Origin of the sequence: Streptomyces sp. RGM 3693 (assembly GCF_050471125.1) — a bacterium.
In the GTDB taxonomy this organism is placed as follows: Bacteria; Actinomycetota; Actinomycetes; order Streptomycetales; family Streptomycetaceae; genus Streptomyces.
In genome coordinates, this window is record NZ_JBMPPQ010000001.1 from 1,793,855 (window position 1) to 1,817,083 (window position 23,229).

Consider the following 23,229-nt stretch of genomic DNA (forward strand, 5'->3'; position numbering starts at 1 on the left):
GTGCGCGCCGCGCTGATCTCCGTGTGTGGTGTGCCGGGCACCGCTCGCCGGCCGACATGGCGCGGTGGCGGTCCTGTTGGGTGCCGCGTCGGGTGCCTTCACCCCCTCTCGGCAGTGGGCTCCGCTGCTCGGTGCTGCGGGTTCGATTGTCGAACGTTCGGAGCGGTCCCGGGTGTTCCCGCCGGATGCAACAGAGTCTCCAACACCGCGTCCAGGTGGCGTTCACGGGCGGGGCCGGCCGGCAGGGACCGGGGGACCGAGTGGCTGAGCTGGGTGTGCCCCAGATAGGCGGTGTAGGCGAGCAGGCCGCGGCGGTGCGCCTCGTCCTCCGGGAAGCCCAACTCGGCGAAGAGCGCCGCGATATGGCCGATACGGCGGTCGGTCACCCGGGCGAGCGCGGCCGACACCCGGGGATCGGCCGCGGAGGCCAGCAGTGAGACCTCCAGCGGGTCCTCGGCGGCCCGGCGGGTGGCCCGCAGGAACAGTCGGCGGAGCCGTTCGCCGGGGTCGGGTTCGTCGGCCAGCTCGGTGATCACGGATTCGGTGCGGGTCTCCGCCCAGCGGTCCAGGGCGGCCTCGATCAGCGCGTCGCGGTTGGCGAAGTGCCAGTAGAAGCTGCCCTTCGTGGTGCCCAGCCGGGCCGCCAACGGCTCCACGGCGACCGCCGCGAGGCCGCCCTCTCCCATGGCCGCCAGGGCCGCGTCGGCCCAGTCCTGCACGGTCAGCCGCTGCCGTGCGGCGCCGCCGCCGGTCCCCTTCGCTCGCTCTCGCACCATGACCATACGGTAGCGTACGGTAAAAGCATACGCCACCGTATGGAGGTGCTCCGTGCACGCCGTCCGCGACACCCATACCCGCACCGTCCAGGCCCCCGCAGATGCCGTGGGGGCCCTGCTCGACCACATGGGCAGCGAGTCCGACCCGCTCTTCCCGGCGCCCGCCTGGCCGCCCCTGCGCTTCGACCGCCCCCTGGGCGTCGGTGCCGACGGCGGCCACGGACCCGTCCGCTACCGCGTCGTCGCCTACGAACCGGGCCGCCGCATCCGCTTCGCCTTCACCCCCGGCCACTCCGGGGAGAGCGCCGGCCACCACCAACTCACCGTCCACCCCCTGGGACCGGACCGCTGCCGGGTCGACCACGTCCTGGAGTCCCGGCTCCCCTTCGCCCGCCGGCTCGCCTGGCACCTGGCGATCGGTGCCGTCCACGGCGCCGTCACCGAAGAACTCCTCGACAACCTCGAACGCGCAGCCACCGGACACCTCCGCACCCCCGCCCGCCGCTCGCTCCGGGTGCGGCTGTTCAACCGCCTCCAATGGGACCGGCCGGTGGCCGTCGCCCTACCGGAGGACGCCCGCCTGGCACGCAGTGCCTTTTCTCGGACGGACTTCCAGGACGCCTGGCAGATGCCACTGCGCCCAGGTATGCCACGCGAACCCGAAGCATGGGAACGGGTGTTGCGGAAGGCGCCGTTCCGCATCTTCGCCCGACAGGGCGACGAGATCCTGCTCGGCAAGAACGCCGGGCACCTGGACTTCCGTGCCTCCCTCCTGGTCGCCGACGACCTGGTCACCCTCGGCACGGTGGTCCACACCCACCATCACGGCGGACGCCTCTACTTGGCCGCGATCCGCCGGATTCACCCCGTCGTGGTCCGCGGGGTGCTGCGCCGGGCCCACCGCAAGCTGGCACTGGCCGCGCCCGGCGCCGGGGAACGCTGGTCGGCGCAGCACCCCGTAGACCGCTGACGAAGACCCGAACTACTAGCCATCGATGGCACTCGGTGCCACACTCGATTGATGGTGCAACGAGATGACACGGGACGGCGGCAGACCGCCGGTACGGACCAGGCATGGGCAGCGCTCGGCGGCGACCCCGCACTCACGCAGCGGATCTCCTACGGCGGGCCGCCCGGCCTGCTGGCGGCCCGTCTCCCGGTCATGGCCCTGGCCCGCTCCACGGTGGCCGTCTGCGCGCTCGCCGCGGCCGAACTGGCCGCACAGCGCGACGGTGGCCCACGGCCCGCCGTGCACGTCGACGACGCAGCCGTGGCCACCGCCTTCGTCAGCGAACGACACCTGCGGATCGACGGCCGCGCCCCCTCGAGTTTCGCGCCGCTCTCCCGCTTCTGGCGCACCGCCGACGGTTGGCTGCGCACCCACGCCAACTACCCGCACCACCGCACCCGTTTGCTCGGCGCGCTGGGCCTCCCGGACACCGCCGGCCCCGCGGACGCCGAGGCCGAGATCGCCGGGCGACGGTCCGAAGAGCTCCAGGAGGCCGTCTACGCGGCGGGCGGACTGGCCATCGCCGCCCGCACCCCCGAGGAGTGGTCCGCCCACGAGCAGGGCGCCACCGTCGCCCGGCACCCGCTGCTGACGCGGGAGACCCTCGGCGCCGGCACCGCACCGCGCCCGCTGCCGGCCCGCGCCGGCGACCCCGTGCTGCCCGCCGCCGGGCTGCGCGTCCTGGACCTGACCCGGGTGATCGCCGGCCCCGTCGCCACTCGGACGCTCGCCCTCCTCGGCGCCGACGTCCTGCGCATCGACGCCCCGCAGCTCCCGGAGAGCCAGGACGCCCACAGCGACACCGGCTTCGGCAAGCGCTCCACCACACTGGACCTGGGGTCCCGCAGCGGCCGCGCCTCCTTTGAGGCGCTGCTCACCGAGGCGGACGTCGTCGTGACCGGATACCGCCCCGGTGCCCTGGACCGCCTCGGGCTCGCCCCCGAGACCCTCGCCGAACGCCGCCCCGGCTTGATCGTGGCCCGGCTCTCCGCCTGGGGCGACGACGGCCCCTGGGGGGCCCGACGAGGATTCGACAGCCTCGTACAGGTCGCGACCGGCATCGCCGCCATCGAGGCGGACGAGGACGGCACCCCGGGCGCGCTGCCCGCACAGGCACTGGACCACGGCACCGGGTACCTGCTGGCCGCCGCCGTACTGCGGTCACTGACCGAGCAGTCCCGGACCGGCGGTTCGCGCCTCGCGACACTGGCACTCGCCCGTACGGCGCGTTGGCTGACGCACGACCTGAAGGACGTGCCCGAGCCGACCACCCTCGAAGACACCACAGACCCCACCGCCCCTACGGACTACGACCCCGCCCGCTACCTCCGCGAAACCGACAGCCCCGTAGGCCGGCTGCAGCACGCACTTCCTCCGGTGTCCTTCGAAGGCAGCCCGGTGAACTGGACTACGCCGCCCGGCCATTGCGGCACCGACGCACCCGTATGGCGCTGAACGCACCTGCACCCTTCCGTCCCGCACCGGACGGAACCCGTGGCCTCCGGGCCGGTCGACCGGCCGCCCGGAGTCCATGGGGCGGCACGCCGTCCGCAAGAACGGGACGGTTGGTCCGGTGCCACCACCCCTCGTACGATCTGCTGATGACGAGCACCGACCGCTATCTTGCGCGTGGCCCCCGGGTGGGTATCCGGCACTTCACCGCCGACGACCGGGAGGAGTTCACCGGGCTCAGCCGACAGAGCGCCGATCTGCACCGCCCCTGGCTCTTCCCCCCGGACAGCGACGCCGCGTTCGACGGGTACCTGGCGCGACTTCAAGAACCCCTCCGCGAGGGATTCCTGATCTGCGAGTACAACAGCGGCCGCATCGCGGGCTACCTCACCATCAACAACATCGTGCACGGCGCCTTCTGCAGCGGCGCCATCGGCTACGGCGCCTTCGCCCCCGCCGCCGGACGCGGCCTGATGAGCGAGGGCCTGCGACTGGTGCTCCGCCACGCCTTCGGCCCCCTGGGCCTGCACCGCCTGGAGGCCAACATCCAGCCGTCCAACAAGCAGTCCATCTCCCTGGTCGAGCGCGCGGGCTTCCGCCTGGAGGGCTTCTCCCCGGACTTCCTCTTCGTCGACGGCGCCTGGCGCGATCACGAACGCTGGGCCATCACCCGCGAGATGGTTCGGGCGGACGAGGAACACCAGACAGGCCAGACAGGCCAGGCGGACCAGGAGGCAGACCCGGCCTACCGGGACATCCCGAGGGGCGGCGAAGCGGAGTGAGTGATTCCCAGGCCACGGGGGACGTCGCAGTCCGACGCGCGGTACCGATCTTCCGGATCTTCGACGTCGCCAAGGCCCACGCCTTCTACGTCGACTACCTCGGCTGCACCATCGACTGGGAACATCGCTTCGCACCCGCTATGCCGCTCTACACCCAGGTCTCCCGGAGCGGCCTGGTCCTCCACCTCTCGGAACACCACGGCGATGCGACCCCCGGCTCCACCGTCTACGTCGAGTTGACGGGGGTGCGCGCCCTGCACGCCGAACTGACCGCCAAGGACTACCCCTACCTGCGGCCCGGCCTGGAGGAGGACGAGTTCGGCACCTGCCTCACCTTGACCGACCCCTTCGGCAATCGGCTCCGCTTCAACGAGCCGCTCCCGCAGCAACCGGGAAATTGACACCCACCCAAAGGAGACGCACCAAAGGAGACGCACCAACAGGAGACGTGCCACCGGGAGGGCCGCTACCGGCCCTTCCGGTTGATCTTCATCGTGTCCATGTCGGTCGCGGTGGACCGCAGCTCCCGATAGCCCAGCCCCGCCGCCCGTAGGGCGCCCGCCGCCTTCTCCTCACCGAGCGCAGCGGCCATCTCCTCGCCGTACTCGGCGTCCGCGACGATGACGTAGCGGTAACTGAAGGCGTGCAACGCGGTGTCGTAGGACAACGAGCCCTCGGCGGTGAACCGCATCTGCGCGAGCCCGTGTTCCGCCACCTCAGCGAGCAGCTTCGCCCGGGCCTCCTCCGTGAGGTTGTCCCACTTGCCGCGGACGATCACTCGGTAGGTGTGCTGCGTGGCCATCTCCACCGCTTCCGTTCTGCTCGGCCGTTCCTCTGTGCAGCACTAGAGGCTATGCGCTCGAAACCCGCACCGCCCGGTTATTACGGTGCAACCCCCTGCAACGACGGGCCGTTTGCCGGCCGCCCGTTACGATCGCCGTATGCGCCGGAACGTGCTGATCGATGCCCCGTCCAACCTGGGACTGCGACCGCCCGCGCCCGGTACGGTGCCCGGCTGCTACAAGCTCGCCGGAGCGCTGCGGGAACAGGGACTGCTGCGGCGGCTCGGGGCACTGGAGGGCGGAGTGGTGGTGCCGCCCCGCTACGGCCTGGGGGAGTGGCGCGAGGGAGACGGGGACTTCCACGCCCCGGCGATCGCCTCGTACAGCGCGCGGCTCGCCCGGCGGGTACAGGGCCACGTACGCAGCGGCGACTTCCCAGTCGTCCTCGGCGGCGACTGCAGCATCCTGCTCGGGGCGGTGCTCGCACTGCGACGGTTGGGGCGCTACGGCGTCGCCTATCTGGACGGACACGGCGACTTCCGGCACCCGGGGAACACCGAAGTGTCCGGCCCCGTCGGCGCCGTCGCCGGCGAGGGCGTCGCGCAGATCACCGGCCGCGGCCAGGCCGATCTGACCGACATCGAGGGGCTGCGCCCGTATGTCCGCGACGAGGACGTGAGCCTCCTCGGGGTCCGCGATGCGGACGAGGACCAGGCAGAGCTGGCCCAACTCGGCATCAGCTGCACCAACGTCGGCGAGATCCGGCGGCGCGGCCCGGAAGCGATCGCGCGGGCAGCGCTCCGGCACCTCCAGAACTCCCCGTTGGACGGCTTCTGGATCCACCTGGACGCGGACGTGCTGGACCCCACCGTCATGCCGGCGGTGGACAGCCCCGACCCCGGCGGCCTGTTCACCGAGGAACTGCGGGCACTGCTGGCCCCGTTGGCGGCCTCCCCGCGCTGCGTGGGCATCACCGTGGCGATCTACGACCCGGACCGAGACCCCGACGGCTCCGGGGCAGCGCTCCTGGCCGACCTCCTTGAGGGCGTCTTTGCGCAACCCTGACCCCACCCGGCCACCAGGTGCCCTGTTCAGACGGACCATCACGTTGTTCCATGGTCAACAGGGGGCCGCCGCAGCCGAGGCGGTCCGGTCCGATCTTGCGAGGCAGCCGTGGCCACGAGCGTGCGACGCACCACCCTGACCCTTCCCCTGGCCGCCCTCGGCCCGGACAACCCGCTGCCCGCGCTGCACGACGCCGGCGACGTGCACCACATCGAAATCCCCCGGGACACCGCCCTGCCCGCCGACATGGCGCGACAGATCGGCTATCAACCACTGCGTTCGATCCAGCCCACCCGGATGCGGGACGGTTACGGCCGCGATCGCCGGCCCACCGACCTCGACGCGCTGGTGATCGAGAACGACCGGCTGCGCGCCACTGTCCTGCCCGGGCTCGGCGGCCGCGTGTACTCCCTCCATCTCAAGCCCACCGGTCGCGAACTCCTCTACCGCAACCCGGTGCTGCAACCCGCCGCCTTCGCCCTCAACGGGGCGTGGTTCTCCGGCGGCATCGAGTGGAACATCGGCGCCACCGGGCACACCACCCTCGCGTGCGCCCCGCTGCACGCCGCCCGGGTGTCGGCCCCCGACGGCGGCGTGATGCTGCGGCTGTGGGAGTGGGAGCGGCTGCGCGATCTGCCGTTCCAGGTGGACCTCTGGCTGCCCGACGGCGCGGAGTTCCTCTACGTGGGCGTGCGGATCCGCAACCCGCACCATCACACCGTCCCGGCCTACTGGTGGTCCAACACCGCCGTCCCCGAAGACGCACACACCCGCGTACTGGCCCCGGCCGAGGCGGCCTGGCACTTCGGATACCAACGCACCCTGCGCCGCGTTCCCGTACCGGAGTCCGACGGGGACGACCGCACCTACCCGCTGCGCAGCACATACCCCGCGGACTACTTCTACGACCTGCCCGAGGGCGCACGCCCCTGGATCGCCTCCCTCGACCGCGACGGCCACGGCCTCGTACAGACCTCCACTGACGCCCTGCCCGGCCGCAAGCTCTTCCTGTGGGGATCCGGGAGAGCCGGCCGGCGCTGGCAGCGGTGGCTCACCGAACCCGGCACGGCCGGCTACGCGGAGATCCAGGCGGGCCTGGCCCGCACCCAACTGGAGCACGTCCCGCTCGACGCCGGCGGGGAGTTCACCTGGCTGGAGGCGTACGGGCCACTGGCCGCCGACCCCGCCGCGGTGCACGGCGCGGACTGGACGGCGGCGCGCGACGCCGTCGAGACCCGGCTGTCGACGGTGCTGCCACGGGCCGACGTCGATGCCGCGTACGCCGCCTGGCTCCCGTACGCCGACCAGGAACCGAAGGAGCAACTGGCCACCGGCTCCGGCTGGGGCGCCCTCGAAGTGGCCCGCGCGGGCCTGGACCTCCCCGGCACACCGTTCGACCCGGCCACGCTGGGTGCCGCGCAACAGCCCTGGTTGACGCTGCTCCGCACGGGGGAACTGCCGGCCGCGGGGCCGGTCCCCGGACCGGCGCCGGTCTCCCCGGCCTGGCGCGACCTGCTGGAATCCGCGCGTCCGGGACCGGCCGTCGAGTACCACCTCGGGCTCGCCCAGTGGCACGCCGGCGACCGCGCCCAGGCGGTGCGCAGCTGGGAGCGCGCGCTGGCGCACGGAGCCGGCTGCCTGCCGCTGTACTGCCTGGCCGTCGCCGAGGGCGTGACGGGCGAGACCGCTCGCGCCGCCGACCGGTTCTCGGAAGCGTTCGCCTGCGCCACCAAGTGCGCCGCGTCCGACGATCCGGCGAGCGCCCGGGTCTGGCGGGAGATCCTGCCGGCCCTCGCCCGCACGGCGATTCCCGCGCTGCTCGCGGCGGACCGGGCCGACGGGGCCGCCGCAATGCTCGCGGCACTGCGCCCGACCGACCGTGCGGACGGCCGCTTCCGTCTGCTGGCGGCACGGGTCCTGCTCGACCAGGGACAGCCGCGGGCGGCACGCGAAATCTTCGACGAGGGCTTCGAGATCGCCGACCTACGGGAGGGCGCCGAAGTGCTGAGCGATACCTGGTACGCCATCGCCGAGCGGCTGGTGGCGGGGGACGGCCCGGTCACTGCGGAGATTGCCGCGCGGGCTCGTGCGGAGCATCCGCTGCCGGAGCGGTACGAGTTCCGGATGCGGCCGGCGGAGCCGGCGTAGCGGACGCGGCGCGGGCCGGGCGGCGCCGCCGACACCGCCCGGTTCGCGCCGCGCACCACGCTGGCATATGCCAGTTGAGAAAGATCGCGCGGACGCGGAATCCTCGCGGATCGTCACGCGTTGTGACGGTCATGAAAGCAATTACCACGAACAGTTACGGCGGCCCCGAAGTACTCACTCACTCCGAGCAACCCGACCCCAAAGTCGGACCCGACTCGGTGCTGATCCGGGTGAAGGCCGCCGGCGTCAATCCGGTCGACTGGAAAATCGTCGCGGGCTACCTGCACGACATCATGCACGTCCACTTCCCCCTCATCCCCGGCTGGGATGTTGCGGGGGTGGTCGAGGCAGTGGGTGCCGACGCCTCCGAGTACGCGGTCGGCGACGAGGTCATCGGCTACGTCCGCAAAGACGAGGTGCAACACGGCACCTACGCCGAACTCGTCGCCGCACCCGTGCGCACCCTGGCCCGCAAACCCGACTCACTCAGCTGGCAACAGGCCGCCGGCCTGCCCTTGGCTGGACTGACGGCCTATCAGTCACTCAAGCGGGCCCGGACCAAGGCGGGCGACCTGGTGCTGGTGCACGCCGCCGCCGGCGGAGTCGGCTCACTGGCGGTCCAGATCGCGGTCGCCGAGGGGGCCCGCGTGATCGGCACGGCCAGCGAGCGCAACCACGACTTCCTACGATCCCTGGGCGCCGAACCGGTGATCTACGGCGACGGGCTCGCGGACCGGGTCCGGACCCTGGCGCCCGAAGGCGTCGACGTCGCCCTGGACTTCGTCGGCGGCGGGGCCGTGGATGTCTCACAGGAGGTGCTCAAGGACCGCAGTCGCGTGGTGTCGATCGCCGACGGCGAAGTCCGGGCGAAGGGCGGCCACGTGGTGTGGGTCAGACCGGACAGCGCCGACCTGACCGCCCTGGCCATCCTCGCGGACGCGGGAAAGCTGACCGTGCCGGTCGACGCGGTGTTCCCACTACAAGAAGCCGCCGAGGCGTTCCGCCTCGGCATGGCCGGCCGCACCCGAGGCAAGATCATCCTGGAGGTGTGACCGGCATGCAGGTGACGCGGGGCACCGCGCGGCGCGCGACGATACCCAGGCGCAGTGCCAGTGACTCAGCGGCAGCCGAGCCCGCCGAAGGGCAACGCCTCCGCGGATCAGACGGTCGAACTGGCCTCCATGCCACTGGTATTGCACCTAGGCGACCGGGTTGCGGTCGACGTACTCGAAGACCGAACCGTCCGGGTGACGGGCAATCAAATTGCGACCGATGGGGGTGGGCAGAGGTCCGGCGATGACGTCCGCGCCGACCGCGGTGAGGTCGGCCACCGCCTCATCGACGTCCTTCACGGCGATGGTCGCGGCGATCTTCCGCAGTACCGACAGTTCCGCCTCGGGGCCGCTCATCAGGAAGAAGCACCCGACCGCCGCGACCGCCACCCCGCCACGCTGGAAGCGGACCGCCTCGGCGCCGGTCAACCGTTCGTAGACGTTGACCGCGGCATCGAGGTCGCCGACACATACCCGAAGTGAGGTCCCCAGAATGTCCATAGGAAACAGCCTAGTTGGGCTTCCTGCGGCTGCGCGAACCTTGGATGACCGTGTGACCGTGACGTGCCGACGCAATGGAGACGGGGTGGCGGAAATGTCGAACTGACGCTACGTCACACCCGGCACAGGATCTCGCCGTGCAGCATGGCGAACCAGCCGTCCTCCTGAGCTCCCCACTCCCGCCACGCCGCGGCGATGCGGGTCAGGTCGTCCGTGGTGGCATGTCCGCCGTCGACCGCGATCTTGGCGTAGGAGGAGGAGGTCGTGCGGTCCGCCCACAGTTCGGACCACCAGGCCCGCTCCTCCGGGGTCTGGTAACACCAGGCGCTCGCGGTCGCGGTGATGTTCTCCTGCGTGAAGCCGGCCTGGCGCGCCCAGGCGTGCAGCTTGCGTCCGGCGTCCGGTTCGCCGCCGTTGGCCCGGGCCACCCGGTGGTACAGGTCCAGCCAGTCGGCCATCCCCGCAACCTCCGGGTACCAGGTCATGGTTGCGTAGTCCGAATCGCGAACGGCGACGATGCCGCCGGGCTTGGTGACGCGACGCATCTCGCGCAGAGCCTGCACGGGATCGCCCACGTGCTGCAGGACTTGGTGGGCGTGGGTCACGCAGAAGGTGTCATCGGGGAAGTCCAGGGCGTGGACGTCGCCGACCGTGAAGCGGACGTTTTCCACACCGCGGGCGGTGGCCGTGGCGCGGGCCTGGTCCAGTACGCCGGATGCGTGCTCCAGGCCGGTGACCTGGCCATCCGGCACCAGGGTGGCCAGGTCGGCGGTGATGGTGCCCGGGCCGCAGCCGATGTCCAGGATCTGCATGTGGGGCAGCAGTGAATCCAGCAGGTATCCGGCCGAGTTGGCGGCGGTGCGCCAGGTGTGAGAGCGCAGTACGGACTCGTGGTGGCCGTGGGTGTATACGGCGGATTCCTGTGGCATGGATCGGCTCCTTCGTGGACATTGGGGGCTGTCGCACAAGGCCGTGACGGGCCACGGCCGGGTGCGGATGCCCTGCGGTGTGCTGCTCTCACACCGTACGCCGGCGTCTCGTATTGCGAGAGATGCGTCTTGCAATGTGGGCGCGTCAGGTGAGGAGGAGGCGGTAGACGGTCAGGGCTTCGTTCTTCTTCTCCAGGGTCAACTTGCCCGGCGCTGTGGTGACTTCGCCGTCGTAGGCGAGTGGGGTGCCGTCCGGGAGGCCGCCGATGCGTAGCCGGGGCAGGCGGGCCTCGCCCAGGACCGGGGAACTGCGCGGGGTGCCCAGGAGGGCGGCGGCGAGGAGTCGGGTGCGGGCCAGCCGGCCGCCGTGCACCACCCGGACGTCGAGTACGCCGTCCGCAAGATCGTGCCGGCGTACGGGAGCGGTGCCCAGACCGCGGTACTGACAGTTGCCGACGAACAGCAGCCAGACGGTGCGCCGTTCACCGTTGATCTCCAGGCTCAGTGGTGCGGCAGAGCGCAGCACCTCCCACGCGGCGAGGATCCCGGCGGGCCAGGCACCGATCCGGTGCGCCCATCGCTCCCGGATCCGTACCAGTTCGGGATAGGCGCCGATGGAGAAGGTGTTGAGGAAGTGCCGGCCCTCCTGGTGTGGTTCAGCCCGGAAGCGTGCCAAGTCCACGGCGACGGCCTCGCCGCTTTCCACGGCGCGCGCCGCGTCCGCGTAGGTCTCGATGCCCAGGTCGTAGGCGAAGTGGTTGAGGGTGCCGCCCGGCAGGACCGCGAGCGGGAGGCCGTGCCGAACCGCGACCGTGGCCGCCGCGTTCACGGTGCCGTCACCGCCGAGTACGCCCAGCGCACCGCCCTGCGCCCTGGCCTGCTCAGCCGCTTCCTCCAGCGCTTTGTCCAGGGACGGGCCGTCCGGATTGCCGTAGACCACCACCTCGGCGTGCGGGAGTACTCCGTGCACCTCGGCGGCTCGGTCGGGGCGCGGGCCCGAGCGCTGCCCGGAGCCCGCGTTCGCCACCACGAACAGTCCTTGTCCGCCGGGCAGTGCGGGCGCCTTGGCGCGCGGCCGGGCCGGCGGGGCCAGTTGGGCGCGGGTCGGCGCGACGCCGCGGACCGCGAAGGCCGCGCCCACGCCGAGCGCGGCGCCCGCCACCACATCGCCCGGATAGTGCACGCCCGTGTACACCCGGGAGAACGCCACGGAGGCGGCGAGCGGGGCGAGAGCCAGGCCCCACCACTTGTTCTCGAAGGCGACACCGGTGACGAAGGCGGCCGCCGAGGCCGCGTGCCCGGACGGGAAGGAGGAGGTGAAGGGCTGGCGGCCCAGCCGCCGCATCATTGGGACGGCGTCCAGCAGCGGCCTGGTGCGGCGCACGGAACGCTTGCCGAGGGTGTTCACCGTCGCGGAGGCCACGGCCAACGAGACCACGCCGCGCAGCGCGGCCCGACGCATGGGCCGCCCGCCGAGGGCTGCCGCTCCGGCTGCGACGCCGAACCACAGGAGCCCGTGATTGGCGCTGCGGGTCAGCTGGGGCAGTACGTGCTGGGCGCCCGGCCATTCGCGTGCGGCGATCCGGTCGAAGGCCCACCGGTCGAGGTTGGTGAGGAGCGTTCGCGTTCGCATGGGTCACCTGTACCCCCGGACGGGCCGGGCAGGCCGGGGGCATCCGATGGGGTGGGGGGAGGGGAGGTGCGGCTTGCGGCATTCCGGGTTCCGGGTTCCGGGTCAGGAGTTCCGGTTTGGGGTTCCAGGTCTTTTGGGAGGTGCGTTCTTCTGCGTGGATGTGGGCTGCGTGGATATGGGCGTGCGGGAATGCGTTTGTGAGTGGGGCAATGTGGGGGGGCTGGGTGGATGAGCGCTGTGTGGACCGTGTGGTTGGTGTGGGAGTAGGGGTGCGGAAGAAGATGCGGAAGCAGGGATGGGGGATGACGGATGAGGGATGACGTATGAAGGATGAGGGCTGATGCAGGGATGGATGAGTGGGGGCGACGATGAACGGGGCGTGGGGCGGCGTGGCCGGGGTGGATGCAGGGGTGGATGCACGGGTGCCGTGGGTGGTTCGGAGGCGGGTCGATGCTGATCTCGGTGGCTGTGTGGCGGTCCTCGCCGAAGTACATGCGCACAGCGGCTACCCCCACCACTGGCCCGGGGAACCGGTGCGGTGGCTCACCCCGGAGGGGTTGACCGCCGCCTGGGTCGCCGAGGCGGGTGGGGTGGTGTTCGGCCATGCCGCGCTGTGCGGGCGCGAGGTCAGCCGCCTCTACGTCTCGCCAGGCGCGCGCGGTCACGGCCTCGGCGCGCGGCTGCTGGCCGCTGTCGAGGCGGAGGCGGCAGCCCGCGGGGTGCGGCTCGTCCTGGAGGTGAAGACCTCCGACACCTCGGCCGTTGCGCTGTACGAGCGCCGGGGCTGGGTGCGGCGCGGCACCGAGCGGCAGGAGTGGGGAGTGTCCGGCGCGACGGAAGAGGTGACGGTGCACCGGTACGAGGCGCCCGTGGGCGGGCGGGAGGTGGGTGCGTAGGGGGAGGGCGGGGTGAGGGTGCCTGCTGGTTCGTCTGCTGGGCGGTCCGTCTGCCGAGCGGTCCGCAGGCTCCCTGATTCGTCCTGTGCCCGTCCTGCGCCCGTCTTGCCGTCCATCCGGCGCCCGTCCTGTGCCCGTCTTGCCGTCCGTCCGGCGTCCGTCCGGCGTCCGTCCTGCGCCCGGTCCTGCGGTTCGTCGTGTGAGGTGCGCTGCGGTGCTCGTACGGGGGGGATGACTGCGACACGGCAGGTACGGAGGCAGGGATGGCGGCACGTACGGCGGCACGTACGACGGTGCGTATGGCGGCGCGGACTGCGATGCGTGCCGCTATATGCACTGCGATGCGCGCCGAGACACCGGCTGGGCACGTGCTGCCGCACTTACTGCCGCACCTGCTGCCACACGTACTGCCGGGCGAGGCGATGGTCCGTCTGGTCGTAGTCAGCCCCGTTTGGCCGTAGCCGGCCCTCCGTTCCAGTGGTCGCCCTCCGCTGACGTGTCGTCCCCGGTCGCCACCCCGTGATCTGCGAAGGTGGTCGGGGCCGTTCATCATGTGATGGGCCCACGATCGACCGGCCGCCGTGGAGTGGAGGTACGGATGCAGCGGACCGCACCGGATCCGCAGCGGGAGCCGGATCCGGCCCCGCCGGCGGGCCTGCCGGTCCTCCCGGAACTCGCCGCGTACCTCTCCGCCGCCGCCGGTCGCACCGCCCTCCAACCCCCCGGCGGCTCCGAACCGCTGCGCACCGCCGCCTGCGGCTACTGGGAGCGCCGCGGCCTGTTCACCCCCGCCGACCGGGTGCTCGCCGCCCCCGGGGCGGCCATCCTGCTCCTCGCGCTGTACGCCGCGGCCGATGGTGCGGTGCTGCTGCCGCGGCCGTGTGCCGAGTGGTACGCGCCGCCCGCCCGGCTGCTCGGCCGGCCGGTCCACTTGATGCCGGTGCCGGCCGAATCAGGTGGGTTGCCGGACCCGTTCGCGCTGCTGGAGACCGTACGACGGGCCCGGATGCACGGCGACACCCCGCGTGTCCTGCTTCTCTCCGTCGCCGACGACCCGACCGGCACCTGTCCGCCGCCGGAGCAACTGCACGAGGTGTGCGAGGCGGCGGCCGAGGAGGGGCTGTGGGTCATCAGTGACGAGTCGCGGCGGGATCTGCTGCACGATCCGCACGACACCGTGGTACTCAGCCCCGCCGAGATGTTGCCCGGCGAGGTCGTGGTGCTGACCGATCTGCGGGCCGCGCTGCTGCCCGTCTCCTGGCCGGTTGCGCTGGCCCGATTTCCTGGTACCCCCCGGGGCGCCGTCCTACGGGACGCGGTGTTCGGGACGCTCGCCCGGTTGGACACCCCGCTTCCCGGGCCGCTGGTCTGTGCGGTCACCCATGCGCTCGGTGAACCCGACGCCGTACGGGAGCGGACCGCGGCCGTCGCCCGGGTGTACGGGGCGCTCACCGGCGCGCTGTACCGCACGCTCACCGGGGCCGGTGCGCTCTGCCGCCCGCCGCATGCGGGCAGTCACGTCTACGCCGACCTCGAACCGTTGCGGCGGCCGCTCGGCGCCCATGGGATCGCCGGATCGGCCGCGTTGGAGCGGGAGTTGACGCCGTGGGCGGCCCGCGGAGGCCACCGCTTCGAGGACGCCCCGGACGCCCTGCGGGTGCGACTGGGGGCGGCCGCCCTGCTCGGCGCCGATATGGAATTGCGGCAGCGGGTGCTGGACGCGGCGGATCCCCTGGCACTGCCGCACGTGCGGGTGGGGTTGCGGAATCTGGAGCGCACGCTGGTCGAACTGAGTGGGCCGCCTCCGGACGGGCAGCGGTTCGCCGAGGGACGGGGGCTGAACGCGGAGGGGGGCGAGGACAGCTGATCTGCCGGCCGCAGCGGTGTCCGGGGCAGCGGCGTGGTGCCGGTGCCGGTGCCGCGCCGGTTTCCCGGCCTTTCGTTGCCCGACCGAGCCTCAGCTTCCGTTTCTGCCCGAGCGCCCGCCTTCACCTTCGTCTCCGCCTTCGCCTCTGTCCCCATCCTCTTTCCCCCTCTCTGTTTCCGTCTTCCTCTCCGTCTTCCTCTCCGTCTCCGTCTTCCTCTTCCTCTTTGCCTCTGTGTTCGTCTCCGTGTTCCCGCCGCAGCTCACCCGCCCGCCTCGTGACTCCGGTTCCGCCCGGCCATCGAATGGAGCCCCTGGATGACCGAACAGACCGAGCGCTCTCCCGCTGGACGCTCTCTGGACGAGCCCGCCCGCGCCGAGCAGCGTGCGGGCGCCGATGAATGTCACGACGGCACCCGTCAGGTCGTTGACCGGCACGGAGTTGAGCGTCACGCCGACGCCGCGCACGCGGATGCCCTTCCCGCGGACGCCGCGCACGCTGACGGCCTTCCCGCCGACGAGCTCAGCATCAGCGATCTCAGCGTCAACGCCGGCGACCGCAGTGCCGGCGATCCCAGCGTGATCGACCGCGGCGTGATCGACCGCGGCGTCAACGACGGCAGTGCCAGCGACCGCAGTGCCAGCGACCGCAGTGTCATCGACCGCGGTGCCAACGACCGGTCCGTCGGCGACCGTAGCGTCGTGGTCGGTGAATGTAACGCCGTTACAGAAGGGCTCGGCGCTGGAGTGGTCGCGGGTACGGTCGGGCACACCGCCACCGCGGCGCTCCCGGATACCGCGCCGCCGCTCGCCGAGCCGCGCCCGCTGGAGGAGCCCCGCACCTGGCCCCGGGACTTCACCGACCGGCTGACCGCGCCGCTGCCCGGCGTCCGTGCACTGGCCCGGATCGCGCGGGAGGGCAAGCTCCGCCCGTCTCCCGAGACGCTCCAGCAGATCCAGCAACTCCCCTTCGAGCCCGGCCCGATGCCGGACGTCGGGCCCGCGACCATCGCGCTGACGTGGGCCGGGCACGCCAGTTGGGTCATCCGGATCGGTGGACTGACCGTCCTCACCGACCCGGTCTGGTCCCGGAAGATCCTCGGTACGCCCGCCCGGGTCACCCCCGTGGGGGTCCGCTGGGAGGACCTGCCGCCGATCGACGCCGTCGTCGTCAGCCACAACCACTACGACCACCTGGACGCGCCGACGCTGAAGCGGCTGCCGCGCGACGTCCCGTTGCTGCTCCCCGCGGGGCTGGCGGCCTGGGCCCGACGGCGTGGCTTCACCCGCATCACCGACCTGGACTGGTGGGAGGCGGTGGAACTGCCCGGCCCCGAGGGCCCGGTGCGGATCGACTTCGTGCCCGCACACCACTGGAGCAAGCGGACGCTGACCGACACCTGCCGCTCCCTGTGGGGCGGTTGGGTGCTCACCGCCCCCGATGGACGGCGGATCCATTTCGCGGGTGACACCGGTTACGGCCACTGGTTCGAGGAGATCGGCCGCCGCTTCCGGGACATCGACCTGGCGCTGCTGCCCATCGGGGCGTACGACCCGCGCTGGATGCTGCGGCCGGTGCACACCGACCCGGAGGAGGCCGTACGGGCCTGCCAGGACCTGGGCGCGCGGTGCCTGGCGCCGATGCACTGGTCGACGTTCCTGCTCTCCGCCGAACCGCCGCTGGAGCCGTTGCACCGCATCCGGGCCGCCTGGGCGGCGACCGGCCGCCCGCGGTCGGACCTGTGGGACCTCCCGGTGGGGGCGTCGCGGGTGCTGGAGGAACGCTGAGGGCGCTGAGGGCTCTCGCGGTTCAGCTCACGGCGGCTCCTGGTGAGGCGGTGGCTCGGCGGCCAGCCCGCCCCGACGTTCCCGATGACCGGCCCCGACGTCCCGTTCGCCCCTCACCCCACGTTCTCTCCCCCCGCCCCCGCGTCAGCCGTCCTCTTCCGCTGTCCGGCCCTCGCTGTCCGCCGGTGTCGGGCGGAGGCGGCGCCACGCGGCCGGTGCGGCGCCGAACAGCACCGTGAGGCCGATCGCGGCGGCCACACCCTGCCAGGGTTCCGGGAAGAGGGTGCCGCCCAGCAGGCCGATCAGCTGGTACGTCGCCGCCCAGGCCAGGCAGGCCGGGAGGTCGCCGCGGGCGAAGCGCCGGGGCGGCATCGAGGCGAGCAGACAGGCCAGCATGATAGGGATCCGGCCGGCCGGGACCAGGCGGGAGAGCACCAGCACCAGCACGCCGTGCTCCCGCAGCCGGTGTTGGGCCTGCGTCAGGTGTTCCGGTGCGGCGCGGGCCCGTAGCCGGGCCAGCCAGCGCGAACCGTTGCGGGAGCGGACGCCGCGCCGCCCGAGCCAGTACAGACCCAGGTCCCCGAGGAACGCGGCGCACGACGCGACGACGAAGACGAACAGCAGGGCGAGCGGCGAACTGTGGTGGAAGGCGACCACCGCGGCCGAGCTGACCACCGCGCCGGTGGGGACGACGGGCACCAGCGAGCCCAGCACCACGAGGAGGAACAGCGACGGGTAGCCCACCGCCTGCTGGGTCGCTTCCGGCGGGACATGGGTGAGCACCTGGTGGAGGTCGTCAGCCAGCGTCGTGCCGGTCAGCGTCGTGCTGGTCAGCGTCGTGCTGGTCAGGATCGTGCTGCTCAGTGTCGTGCCGGCCAGTGTGGTCCCGGCCGGTGTGGTCCCGGTCAGTGTCGTGCCGGCGAGTGTCGCGGCGGCCAGTGCGCTTCCGGTGGGCGTCATCGGGTGATCCTCGGACGTACCGACTCGCCGTGCCCGAGCCGGTGCACCGTGACCTCCGGCGCGACCAGCGCGGCCTGTCGCTCGAACTCCTGGCCCGGCGCGTGGAACTCGTGCGGCCGCACGGCGTCCAGCCCGATCGGCCAGTACGTGCCGTAGTGCACCGGCACGGCGCTGCACGGTGCCAGCCGGGCGGCGGCCACCGCGGCCCGCCGGGCGTCCAGATGGCCGTGCCCGAGGAACGGTCCCCAGCCGCCCACCGGCAGCAGCGCCACCTCGCACGGTCCGACCTCCTCCGGTAGTTCCGGGAACAGCCCGGTGTCCCCGGCGAAGTAGGTGCGGACCGTGCCGTGGATGACGTAGCCGAGGGCGGGGACGCGGTGCGGCCCGTAAGGGAGCCGGCGGCCGTCGTGCGCGGCGTGCACCGCGCGGATGGTCAGGGCGCGGGGGGCGGTCGTGCCGTCAGGGCCTACGGAGGTGGTGCTCGGGCCCGCGGTCGGGGGCGCCGGGGCCGGGCCGATGCGGCACTCCTCGCCCGGCAGCAGTTCGATCAGCGGCAGGCCCCTGGCCGCCGCCACCCGACGCAGTCCCGGTACGACGGCCGGCGCGCCGTGCGGCACGACCAGCCGGGTGCCGGGGGCGAGCCGGGCCAGCGAGGCCGGGTGCAGGTGGTCGGCGTGCAGGTGGGAGATCAGGACCGCGTCGGCGCGGGCCGCCTCGGGCGGCGGCAGCGCGCCCCGCCGGCGCCGCAGGTGGGCGAGCCGGGCCACGAACAGCGGGTCGGTCAGCACCCGTACACCGGAGTCCTCGACCGTCACCGTGGCATGTCCCCACCAGGTGACCTCCACCGACACGCTCCGCCCACCTCCCGGCCGGGTCGGCCGCTTGCCGCCCCGACGTCCGATGTGTCTGCAGCCGCTCCGTGCCCGCGGCCGCTGTTCCCGCTTCGGTCCTTACCGGTGCTTGCCGGTCCTTACCGGTCCGTAGCAGTCCTCGCCAGTCCTTACCGTTCGCTACCGGTCCTCAATGATGTCCACCGGTCTACCGGTCCTCACTGTGCTCACCGGTCCACATGGGCCTCACCGGTCCGCACAGGTCCTCATGACTCCTCACCGATCCTCCCTCATCGCTCGGGAAACAGGTGCCGGGGCCACCACCCGCTCGCCGTCCCCTCCCCGCGGCACCCCCACCGCGCACTGCCCCCCGGCAATGCCCGCACCCCGCCGCCCGCGCCATGACCCCCGCCCGCTTTATGACACCCGGCCGCTTTGATGACACCCTTGGCCGGAATGCCTGCCCGGCCGGTGCGGCGGGCCGGAGTGCGGAGGACGGGACGGCGTGCGGACCGCGCGGTGGAAGGCCCTCGGCGGCGCCCTCCTGAGGGTGCTGGCCGTCTGGGTGGTCTCCAGTCTGACCCTGCTCGCCCTGGCCGTGGTGCTGCCCGACTTCCGGCTCCAGGCCGCCGGTGGTGACAGCCTCACCCGCACCGCGTTCACCGCGGTGCTCGGCGCCGGCGCGTTCGGTCTGCTCAGTGCCCTGGTGTGGCCGCTGCTGGTACGCGCGCTGCTGTTGGTGCCGGCGCTGGTGCTCGGGTTGTTGGTGTTCTTCCTCAACGGTTCGTTGCTGCTGGTCGCGCTGGATGTGATTCCGGAGGGGCGGGGGCAGACCACGCCGGAGACCGCGGTGATCGTCGCGGCGGTGATGTCCGCGGCGTCGTCGGCGACCTCCACCTTCCTTGCGGTGCGCAACGACGAGGCGTACCGGCGCCGGCTGGTGCGACTGGCCGGCCGGCGCGGGAGGCGGGTCGGCGCGGACCGCGGACCGGCCACGCCCGGGACGGTCTTCCTCCAGATCGACGGCGTCGGCCACGATGTCCTGCGGGCGGCGACCCGAGGCGAGCGGCCGCTGATGGCGCACGTCGCCCGCTGGATCGACACCAGCCACCGGCTCACCCCGTGGCACACCGACTGGTCCAGCCAGACCGGCGCCAGCCAACTCGCCATCCTGCACGGCAGCAACGAGGACCTGCCCGCCTTCCGCTGGTACGAGAAGGAGACCGGCGACCTCGTCGTCAGCAACCGGCCCAGCAGCGCCGCCGAACTCCAGCGCCGGGCCGTCGCCCGCACCGGCGACGAGGGGTTGCTCGCGTACGACGGCGCCAGCCGCGGCAACCTCTTCAGCGGCGGCGCCGACCAGGTCGCCCTGGTCATGTCGGTGGCCGCCCGGCGCGGCCGGTCCAACCGCTCCCGGGCCGGCTACTTCGCGTACTTCTCCGACCCGGCCAACGCCACCCGGACCGCGGTCTCGTTCGTCGCCGAGGTCCTCCGGGAGATCGGCCAGGCGCTGCGCGGCCGCTGCCGCCGCGAGCGCCCGCGGGTCAAGCGGGGCGGCCTCTATCCGGTCATCCGGGCCTTCGCGACCGTCGTCGAGCGTGACGTGGTGGTAGCGGCCGTCGTCGGCGACATGCTGGCCGGCCGCACGGCGGTCTACGCCGACCTGGTCGCCTACGACGAGGTGGCCCACCACTCGGGGCCCACGCACCGCGACACCCACCAGGTACTGCGCCGACTCGACCGGTGCATCGCGCTGATCGCCGAGGCGGCCCGGCACGCGCCCCGGCCGTACCGCATCGTGCTGCTCTCCGACCACGGCCAGAGCCCCGGCGCGACCTTCCGGGACCGCTACGGGCTGACCCTGGGCGACCTGGTCCGCGCCGGGTGCGGACTGCCGGTCCGCCGGCGGGCCGGGCGCACCCCCAGCGGCGCGGAGGCCCGGGAGGCCGCGCGGGCGGCGCTGGGCCGGCCCGAGGGTGCGGCGGACGGGGACCGGCGCGGTGCGCACCCGGTCGTGCTGGCCTCCGGCAACCTCGGCCTGGTGTCCTTCCCGGACGTCCCCGACCGGATCACCCGCGAGGAGTTGGACCGCCGTCACCCGGCGTTGCTGGGCACCCTCGCCGGCCACCCGGGCATCGGCTTCGTCCTCGTCCGGTCGTCCGTGCACGGCGCGGTGGCGCTGGGCCCGGACGGCGGTGAGCACCACCTCGACACCGGGCGGGTCATCGGTGCCGACCCGCTGGCGCCCTTCGGGCCCGGTGCGGTCGACGCGGTCCGCCGCACCGATCGGTTCCCGCACGTCGCCGACCTCATGATCAACTCTGCCTGTGATCCGGCGACCGGCTCGGTGCACGCCTTCGAGGAACAGATCGGTTCGCACGGCGGACTGGGCGGCCCGCAGAGCCGGCCCTTCCTCCTCTGGCCCGCGGAGCTGACCCCGCCGGTCCCCGACGGGGCGCCGCTGACCGGCGCCGAGCAGGTCCATCAGGTGCTGCGCCGCTGGCTGCGGGAGGCGGACGGCCCGCAACTGCCCGTCGGCGCGGTGGTCGAGGAGCCGCACCGGCCACCCGAACCGGAGCCGAACGACCTGCGACGCAAGGCCGGCCCACCCGAGGGCGCCTGCGCACCGTAGCCACGTCCTACGGGCTGTCTGTCCTACGGGCCGTCCGTCCCACCTGCCGTCCGTCCCACCTGCCGTCCGTCCCACGGGCCGTCTGTCCTACGGGCCGCCCGTCCCACCTACCGTCCGTCCCACGGACCGTCCGTCCCGCAACCGGTCGTCGTCCGACGGCCCGGACACGAGGCCCCCGCACTCCTGCCGCCCCGGTCCGGCCGCGCTCGGCGCATCCCGGTGAAGGACCTCACCCGGACCGTCCGCCGCATCGTTGTACGTCGCCACCGCCGGCGGCTGGGGGAGCGGCGACCGGCGGCCGTCAGGATGACGCTCGTGGGCCCGCAGTGGGCCCGCAGTGGGCCCGCAGTGGGCCCGAGGGCCGCTTGCCGGCTCGGCCACCGTCCGTCCGGCAGTCACGCGCCGCCACCGAAGATATTCGCCCGGCCAGCGGGCCTGACAGGACGATTCGCGGCGATTTTGAGCGGTGCGCGCCGCCGGTGACGATAGGCCCAGCCGGCACCCCGGCGAGCCAGCACGATGAGAGACGCGTCACACACCATGCACCGCGATCCCACCGCAGAGGCCACCCCTGCCGCCTCTGACCTGCACGATTCATCAAAGCGTCCGTTCCGGATGAACTTGATGACCGCTACCGCCCTGGTGATGGGCAACATCATCGGCGGCGGCATCTTCCTGCTGCCGGCCTCGGTGGCCCCGTTCGGCACCATCAGCCTGGTCGCCTTCGGCGTCCTCACCCTCGGGGCGATCTCGCTCGCCCTGGTCTTCGGGCGGCTCGCCCAGCGCCACCCGGACACCGGCGGGCCCTACGTCTACGCCCGCGAGGCGTTCGGCGACTTCGCCGGGTTCCTCTCCGCCTGGTCGTACTGGACGATGACCTGGGTCAGCAACGCCGCGCTGGCGGTGGCCGCCGCCGGCTACGTCCATGTGCTCCTGCCCGGCCACGCATCCCGGGGCGTCGACCTGATGGTGGCGCTGGGCGCGCTGTGGCTGCCGGCCCTCGCCAATCTTGCGGGCACCCGGTACGTCGGCGCGGTCCAGCTGGTCTCCACGGTCCTGAAGTTCGTGCCGCTGCTGTTCATCGCGGTCGTCGGACTGTTCTTCTTCGACCCGCACAAGCTCGGGGCTTTCCACGAGGGCGGCGGCAGCACCATCGGCGGGCTGTCCGCGGCGGCCGCGATCCTCCTCTACAGCTACGTGGGCGTGGAGTCGGCCGCGATGAGCGCCGGCGAGGTCCGCGACCCCGAGCGCAACGTCGGCCGGGCCACCGTCCTGGGTACCATCGGCGCCGCCGTCGTGTACCTCCTGGGCACCGTGTCGGTCTTCGGCACCGTCCCCCACGACAAGCTGGTCAACTCCAAGGCGCCGTTCTCCGACGCCGTGGACGCGATGTTCGGCGGTCACTGGGGCGGTACGGTCATCGCGGCCGCCGCCGTGATCTCCATCGTCGGCGCGCTCAACGGCTGGACGCTGATGAGCGCCCAGTCCCCGTACGCCGCCGCCAAGGACGGTCTCTTCCCGGCCGCCTTCCTCACCAAGCGGCGTGGGGTGCCGACCTTCGGTGTGCTCGCCGCCGCCGTGCTGGCCACCGCCCTCACCGTGATCAACTACTTCATCGGCAGCGGCGGCGTCTTCGAGATCCTGGTGCTGATCACCACCTTCTCGGCCACCGTTCCCTACCTCCTCGCCGCCGGCGCTCAGATCTACTTCCTGCTCACCGGCCGCCGCGACCGGGTCCGTCCCGGCCGCTTCGCCCGTGACCTGGCCCTCGCGCTGATCGCCTTCGGCTTCACCTTCTGGCTGGTGGCCGGCGCCGGCTACGCGGCGATCTACCAGGGCGTGCTGTTCCTCTTCGCCGGGATCCTGGTGTACGCGCTGATGGCGGCCCGCCGCTCGGTGGACCGCCAACGCCGGGCGGAAGCGTCCGACAACGCTTCCGAGGAGCCGGTGGCGGAGGCGTCCGAGACCGCCCCGGTGGACCCGGCCGTGAGCGCCGCCGCCGCGGCGAGCTAGCCGCCCCGACCGGCCCCGCCCGGACCGTACTGCCCCTGGCCGCACCGCTGCGATCAGGGGCATTACCTTGCGCGTAATCGACCCGCGCCCGCCGCTCCGGCAGAGTCGAGGCATCGG

At 72.7% G+C, this 23,229-nt stretch carries 20 protein-coding genes; 12 read left to right on the forward strand and 8 right to left on the reverse strand.

The genetic code is table 11. The features are described 5' to 3' along the window. Positions 1–98: 98 nt before the first annotated feature. Positions 99–782 carry a TetR/AcrR family transcriptional regulator gene (locus tag ACO0M4_RS07605; protein WP_430368977.1) on the reverse strand — a complete coding sequence of 228 codons (684 nt, stop codon included), beginning with the start codon at positions 780–782 and terminating at the stop codon, positions 99–101. Between the two features lie 46 nt (positions 783–828). On the opposite strand from ACO0M4_RS07605, the gene ACO0M4_RS07610 reads away from it, so the two are divergent. The 4 genes from ACO0M4_RS07610 to ACO0M4_RS07625 all read left to right on the forward strand — a co-directional run bounded on the left by ACO0M4_RS07610 (position 829) and on the right by ACO0M4_RS07625 (position 4,420). Then, the gene (locus ACO0M4_RS07610) at positions 829–1,746 is read left to right on the forward strand and encodes a DUF2867 domain-containing protein (RefSeq protein ID WP_430368978.1); all 918 of its coding nucleotides are present in this window, start codon (positions 829–831) and stop codon (positions 1,744–1,746) included. A 51-nt stretch (positions 1,747–1,797) separates the two neighbouring features. Next, positions 1,798–3,240 carry a CoA transferase gene (locus ACO0M4_RS07615; RefSeq protein ID WP_430368979.1) on the forward strand — a complete coding sequence of 481 codons (1,443 nt, stop codon included), beginning with the start codon at positions 1,798–1,800 and terminating at the stop codon, positions 3,238–3,240. A gap of 146 nt (positions 3,241–3,386) precedes the next feature. After that, a complete protein-coding gene (locus ACO0M4_RS07620) occupies positions 3,387–4,019 on the forward strand; it encodes a GNAT family N-acetyltransferase (protein ID WP_430368980.1) in 633 nt (210 codons plus the stop codon). Beyond that, positions 4,016–4,420 (forward strand): glyoxalase superfamily protein, encoded by a 405-nt coding sequence (locus ACO0M4_RS07625; RefSeq protein WP_430368981.1) that lies wholly within the window; start codon positions 4,016–4,018, stop codon positions 4,418–4,420. Before ACO0M4_RS07620 ends, ACO0M4_RS07625 begins: the two co-directional genes overlap by 4 nt. Positions 4,421–4,485: 65 nt before the next feature. On the opposite strand, the gene ACO0M4_RS07630 is transcribed toward ACO0M4_RS07625, so the two are convergent. Beyond that, positions 4,486–4,821, reverse strand: a complete 336-nt coding sequence (locus ACO0M4_RS07630; protein WP_430368982.1) for a DUF6204 family protein — start codon at positions 4,819–4,821, stop codon at positions 4,486–4,488. 139 nt (positions 4,822–4,960) lie between these two features. On the opposite strand from ACO0M4_RS07630, the gene ACO0M4_RS07635 reads away from it, so the two are divergent. From ACO0M4_RS07635 to ACO0M4_RS07645, 3 genes are all read left to right on the forward strand, one after another. Continuing rightward, positions 4,961–5,866, forward strand: coding sequence for an arginase family protein (locus ACO0M4_RS07635; RefSeq protein ID WP_430368983.1), 906 nt, complete (start codon positions 4,961–4,963; stop codon positions 5,864–5,866). Between the two features lie 108 nt (positions 5,867–5,974). Beyond that, positions 5,975–8,014, forward strand: coding sequence for a DUF5107 domain-containing protein (locus ACO0M4_RS07640; protein WP_430368984.1), 2,040 nt, complete (start codon positions 5,975–5,977; stop codon positions 8,012–8,014). 131 nt (positions 8,015–8,145) lie between these two features. Then, complete coding sequence (locus ACO0M4_RS07645; RefSeq protein ID WP_430368985.1) at positions 8,146–9,066, forward strand: NADP-dependent oxidoreductase; 921 nt, start codon at positions 8,146–8,148, stop codon at positions 9,064–9,066. Positions 9,067–9,213: 147 nt separating this feature from the next. Here ACO0M4_RS07645 and ACO0M4_RS07650 read toward each other — a convergent pair whose 3' ends face one another. The 3 genes from ACO0M4_RS07650 to ACO0M4_RS07660 all read right to left on the reverse strand — a co-directional run bounded on the left by ACO0M4_RS07650 (position 9,214) and on the right by ACO0M4_RS07660 (position 12,129). After that, positions 9,214–9,567, reverse strand: coding sequence for a VOC family protein (locus ACO0M4_RS07650; RefSeq protein ID WP_430368986.1), 354 nt, complete (start codon positions 9,565–9,567; stop codon positions 9,214–9,216). A gap of 113 nt (positions 9,568–9,680) precedes the next feature. Next, the gene (locus tag ACO0M4_RS07655; protein WP_430368987.1) at positions 9,681–10,496 is read right to left on the reverse strand and encodes a methyltransferase domain-containing protein; all 816 of its coding nucleotides are present in this window, start codon (positions 10,494–10,496) and stop codon (positions 9,681–9,683) included. 145 nt (positions 10,497–10,641) lie between these two features. Further along, complete coding sequence (locus ACO0M4_RS07660) at positions 10,642–12,129, reverse strand: bifunctional phosphatase PAP2/diacylglycerol kinase family protein (protein WP_430368988.1); 1,488 nt, start codon at positions 12,127–12,129, stop codon at positions 10,642–10,644. A gap of 431 nt (positions 12,130–12,560) precedes the next feature. Here ACO0M4_RS07660 and ACO0M4_RS07665 point away from each other — a divergent pair, with 431 nt between their 5' ends. Together ACO0M4_RS07665 and ACO0M4_RS07670 are read left to right on the forward strand one after the other, a co-directional pair. After that, on the forward strand, positions 12,561–13,025 hold the full coding sequence (locus ACO0M4_RS07665) for a GNAT family N-acetyltransferase (RefSeq protein WP_430368989.1): 465 nt from the start codon (positions 12,561–12,563) through the stop codon (positions 13,023–13,025). A 598-nt stretch (positions 13,026–13,623) separates the two neighbouring features. After that, positions 13,624–14,892, forward strand: a complete 1,269-nt coding sequence (locus ACO0M4_RS07670) for an aminotransferase class I/II-fold pyridoxal phosphate-dependent enzyme (RefSeq protein WP_430368990.1) — start codon at positions 13,624–13,626, stop codon at positions 14,890–14,892. 90 nt (positions 14,893–14,982) lie between these two features. On the opposite strand, the gene ACO0M4_RS07675 is transcribed toward ACO0M4_RS07670, so the two are convergent. Then, positions 14,983–15,660 carry a hypothetical protein gene (locus tag ACO0M4_RS07675; protein WP_430368991.1) on the reverse strand — a complete coding sequence of 226 codons (678 nt, stop codon included), beginning with the start codon at positions 15,658–15,660 and terminating at the stop codon, positions 14,983–14,985. Between ACO0M4_RS07675 and ACO0M4_RS07680 the strand changes: the two genes are divergently transcribed. Next, positions 15,637–16,677 carry an MBL fold metallo-hydrolase gene (locus ACO0M4_RS07680; protein ID WP_430368992.1) on the forward strand — a complete coding sequence of 347 codons (1,041 nt, stop codon included), beginning with the start codon at positions 15,637–15,639 and terminating at the stop codon, positions 16,675–16,677. The genes ACO0M4_RS07675 and ACO0M4_RS07680 overlap by 24 nt on opposite strands. A gap of 144 nt (positions 16,678–16,821) precedes the next feature. On the opposite strand, the gene ACO0M4_RS07685 is transcribed toward ACO0M4_RS07680, so the two are convergent. Continuing rightward, positions 16,822–17,481, reverse strand: coding sequence for a DedA family protein (locus tag ACO0M4_RS07685; RefSeq protein WP_430371292.1), 660 nt, complete (start codon positions 17,479–17,481; stop codon positions 16,822–16,824). Positions 17,482–17,633: 152 nt separating this feature from the next. Beyond that, a complete protein-coding gene (locus ACO0M4_RS07690) occupies positions 17,634–18,488 on the reverse strand; it encodes an MBL fold metallo-hydrolase (protein ID WP_430368993.1) in 855 nt (284 codons plus the stop codon). A gap of 484 nt (positions 18,489–18,972) precedes the next feature. Here ACO0M4_RS07690 and ACO0M4_RS07695 point away from each other — a divergent pair, with 484 nt between their 5' ends. Next, entirely contained in the window at positions 18,973–21,099 is a 2,127-nt protein-coding gene (locus ACO0M4_RS07695) for a phage holin family protein (protein WP_430368994.1), read from the forward strand. Positions 21,100–21,714: 615 nt separating this feature from the next. Continuing rightward, the gene (locus ACO0M4_RS07700) at positions 21,715–23,112 is read left to right on the forward strand and encodes an amino acid permease (RefSeq protein WP_430368995.1); all 1,398 of its coding nucleotides are present in this window, start codon (positions 21,715–21,717) and stop codon (positions 23,110–23,112) included. Positions 23,113–23,229 lie beyond the last annotated feature (117 nt).

Bases quoted from the DNA above. Each gene is read 5' to 3' on its own strand.
- ACO0M4_RS07605 (WP_430368977.1), bottom strand. From the start codon at position 782: ATGGTCATGGTGCGAGAGCGAGCGAAGGGGACCGGCGGCGGCGCCGCA.
- ACO0M4_RS07615 (WP_430368979.1), top strand. From the start codon at position 1,798: ATGGTGCAACGAGATGACACGGGACGGCGGCAGACCGCCGGTACGGAC.
- ACO0M4_RS07620 (WP_430368980.1), top strand. From the start codon at position 3,387: ATGACGAGCACCGACCGCTATCTTGCGCGTGGCCCCCGGGTGGGTATC.
- ACO0M4_RS07630 (WP_430368982.1), bottom strand. From the start codon at position 4,821: ATGGCCACGCAGCACACCTACCGAGTGATCGTCCGCGGCAAGTGGGAC.
- ACO0M4_RS07635 (WP_430368983.1), top strand. From the start codon at position 4,961: ATGCGCCGGAACGTGCTGATCGATGCCCCGTCCAACCTGGGACTGCGA.
- ACO0M4_RS07645 (WP_430368985.1), top strand. From the start codon at position 8,146: ATGAAAGCAATTACCACGAACAGTTACGGCGGCCCCGAAGTACTCACT.
- ACO0M4_RS07650 (WP_430368986.1), bottom strand. From the start codon at position 9,567: ATGGACATTCTGGGGACCTCACTTCGGGTATGTGTCGGCGACCTCGAT.
- ACO0M4_RS07655 (WP_430368987.1), bottom strand. From the start codon at position 10,496: ATGCCACAGGAATCCGCCGTATACACCCACGGCCACCACGAGTCCGTA.
- ACO0M4_RS07660 (WP_430368988.1), bottom strand. From the start codon at position 12,129: ATGCGAACGCGAACGCTCCTCACCAACCTCGACCGGTGGGCCTTCGAC.
- ACO0M4_RS07670 (WP_430368990.1), top strand. From the start codon at position 13,624: ATGCAGCGGACCGCACCGGATCCGCAGCGGGAGCCGGATCCGGCCCCG.
- ACO0M4_RS07700 (WP_430368995.1), top strand. From the start codon at position 21,715: ATGAACTTGATGACCGCTACCGCCCTGGTGATGGGCAACATCATCGGC.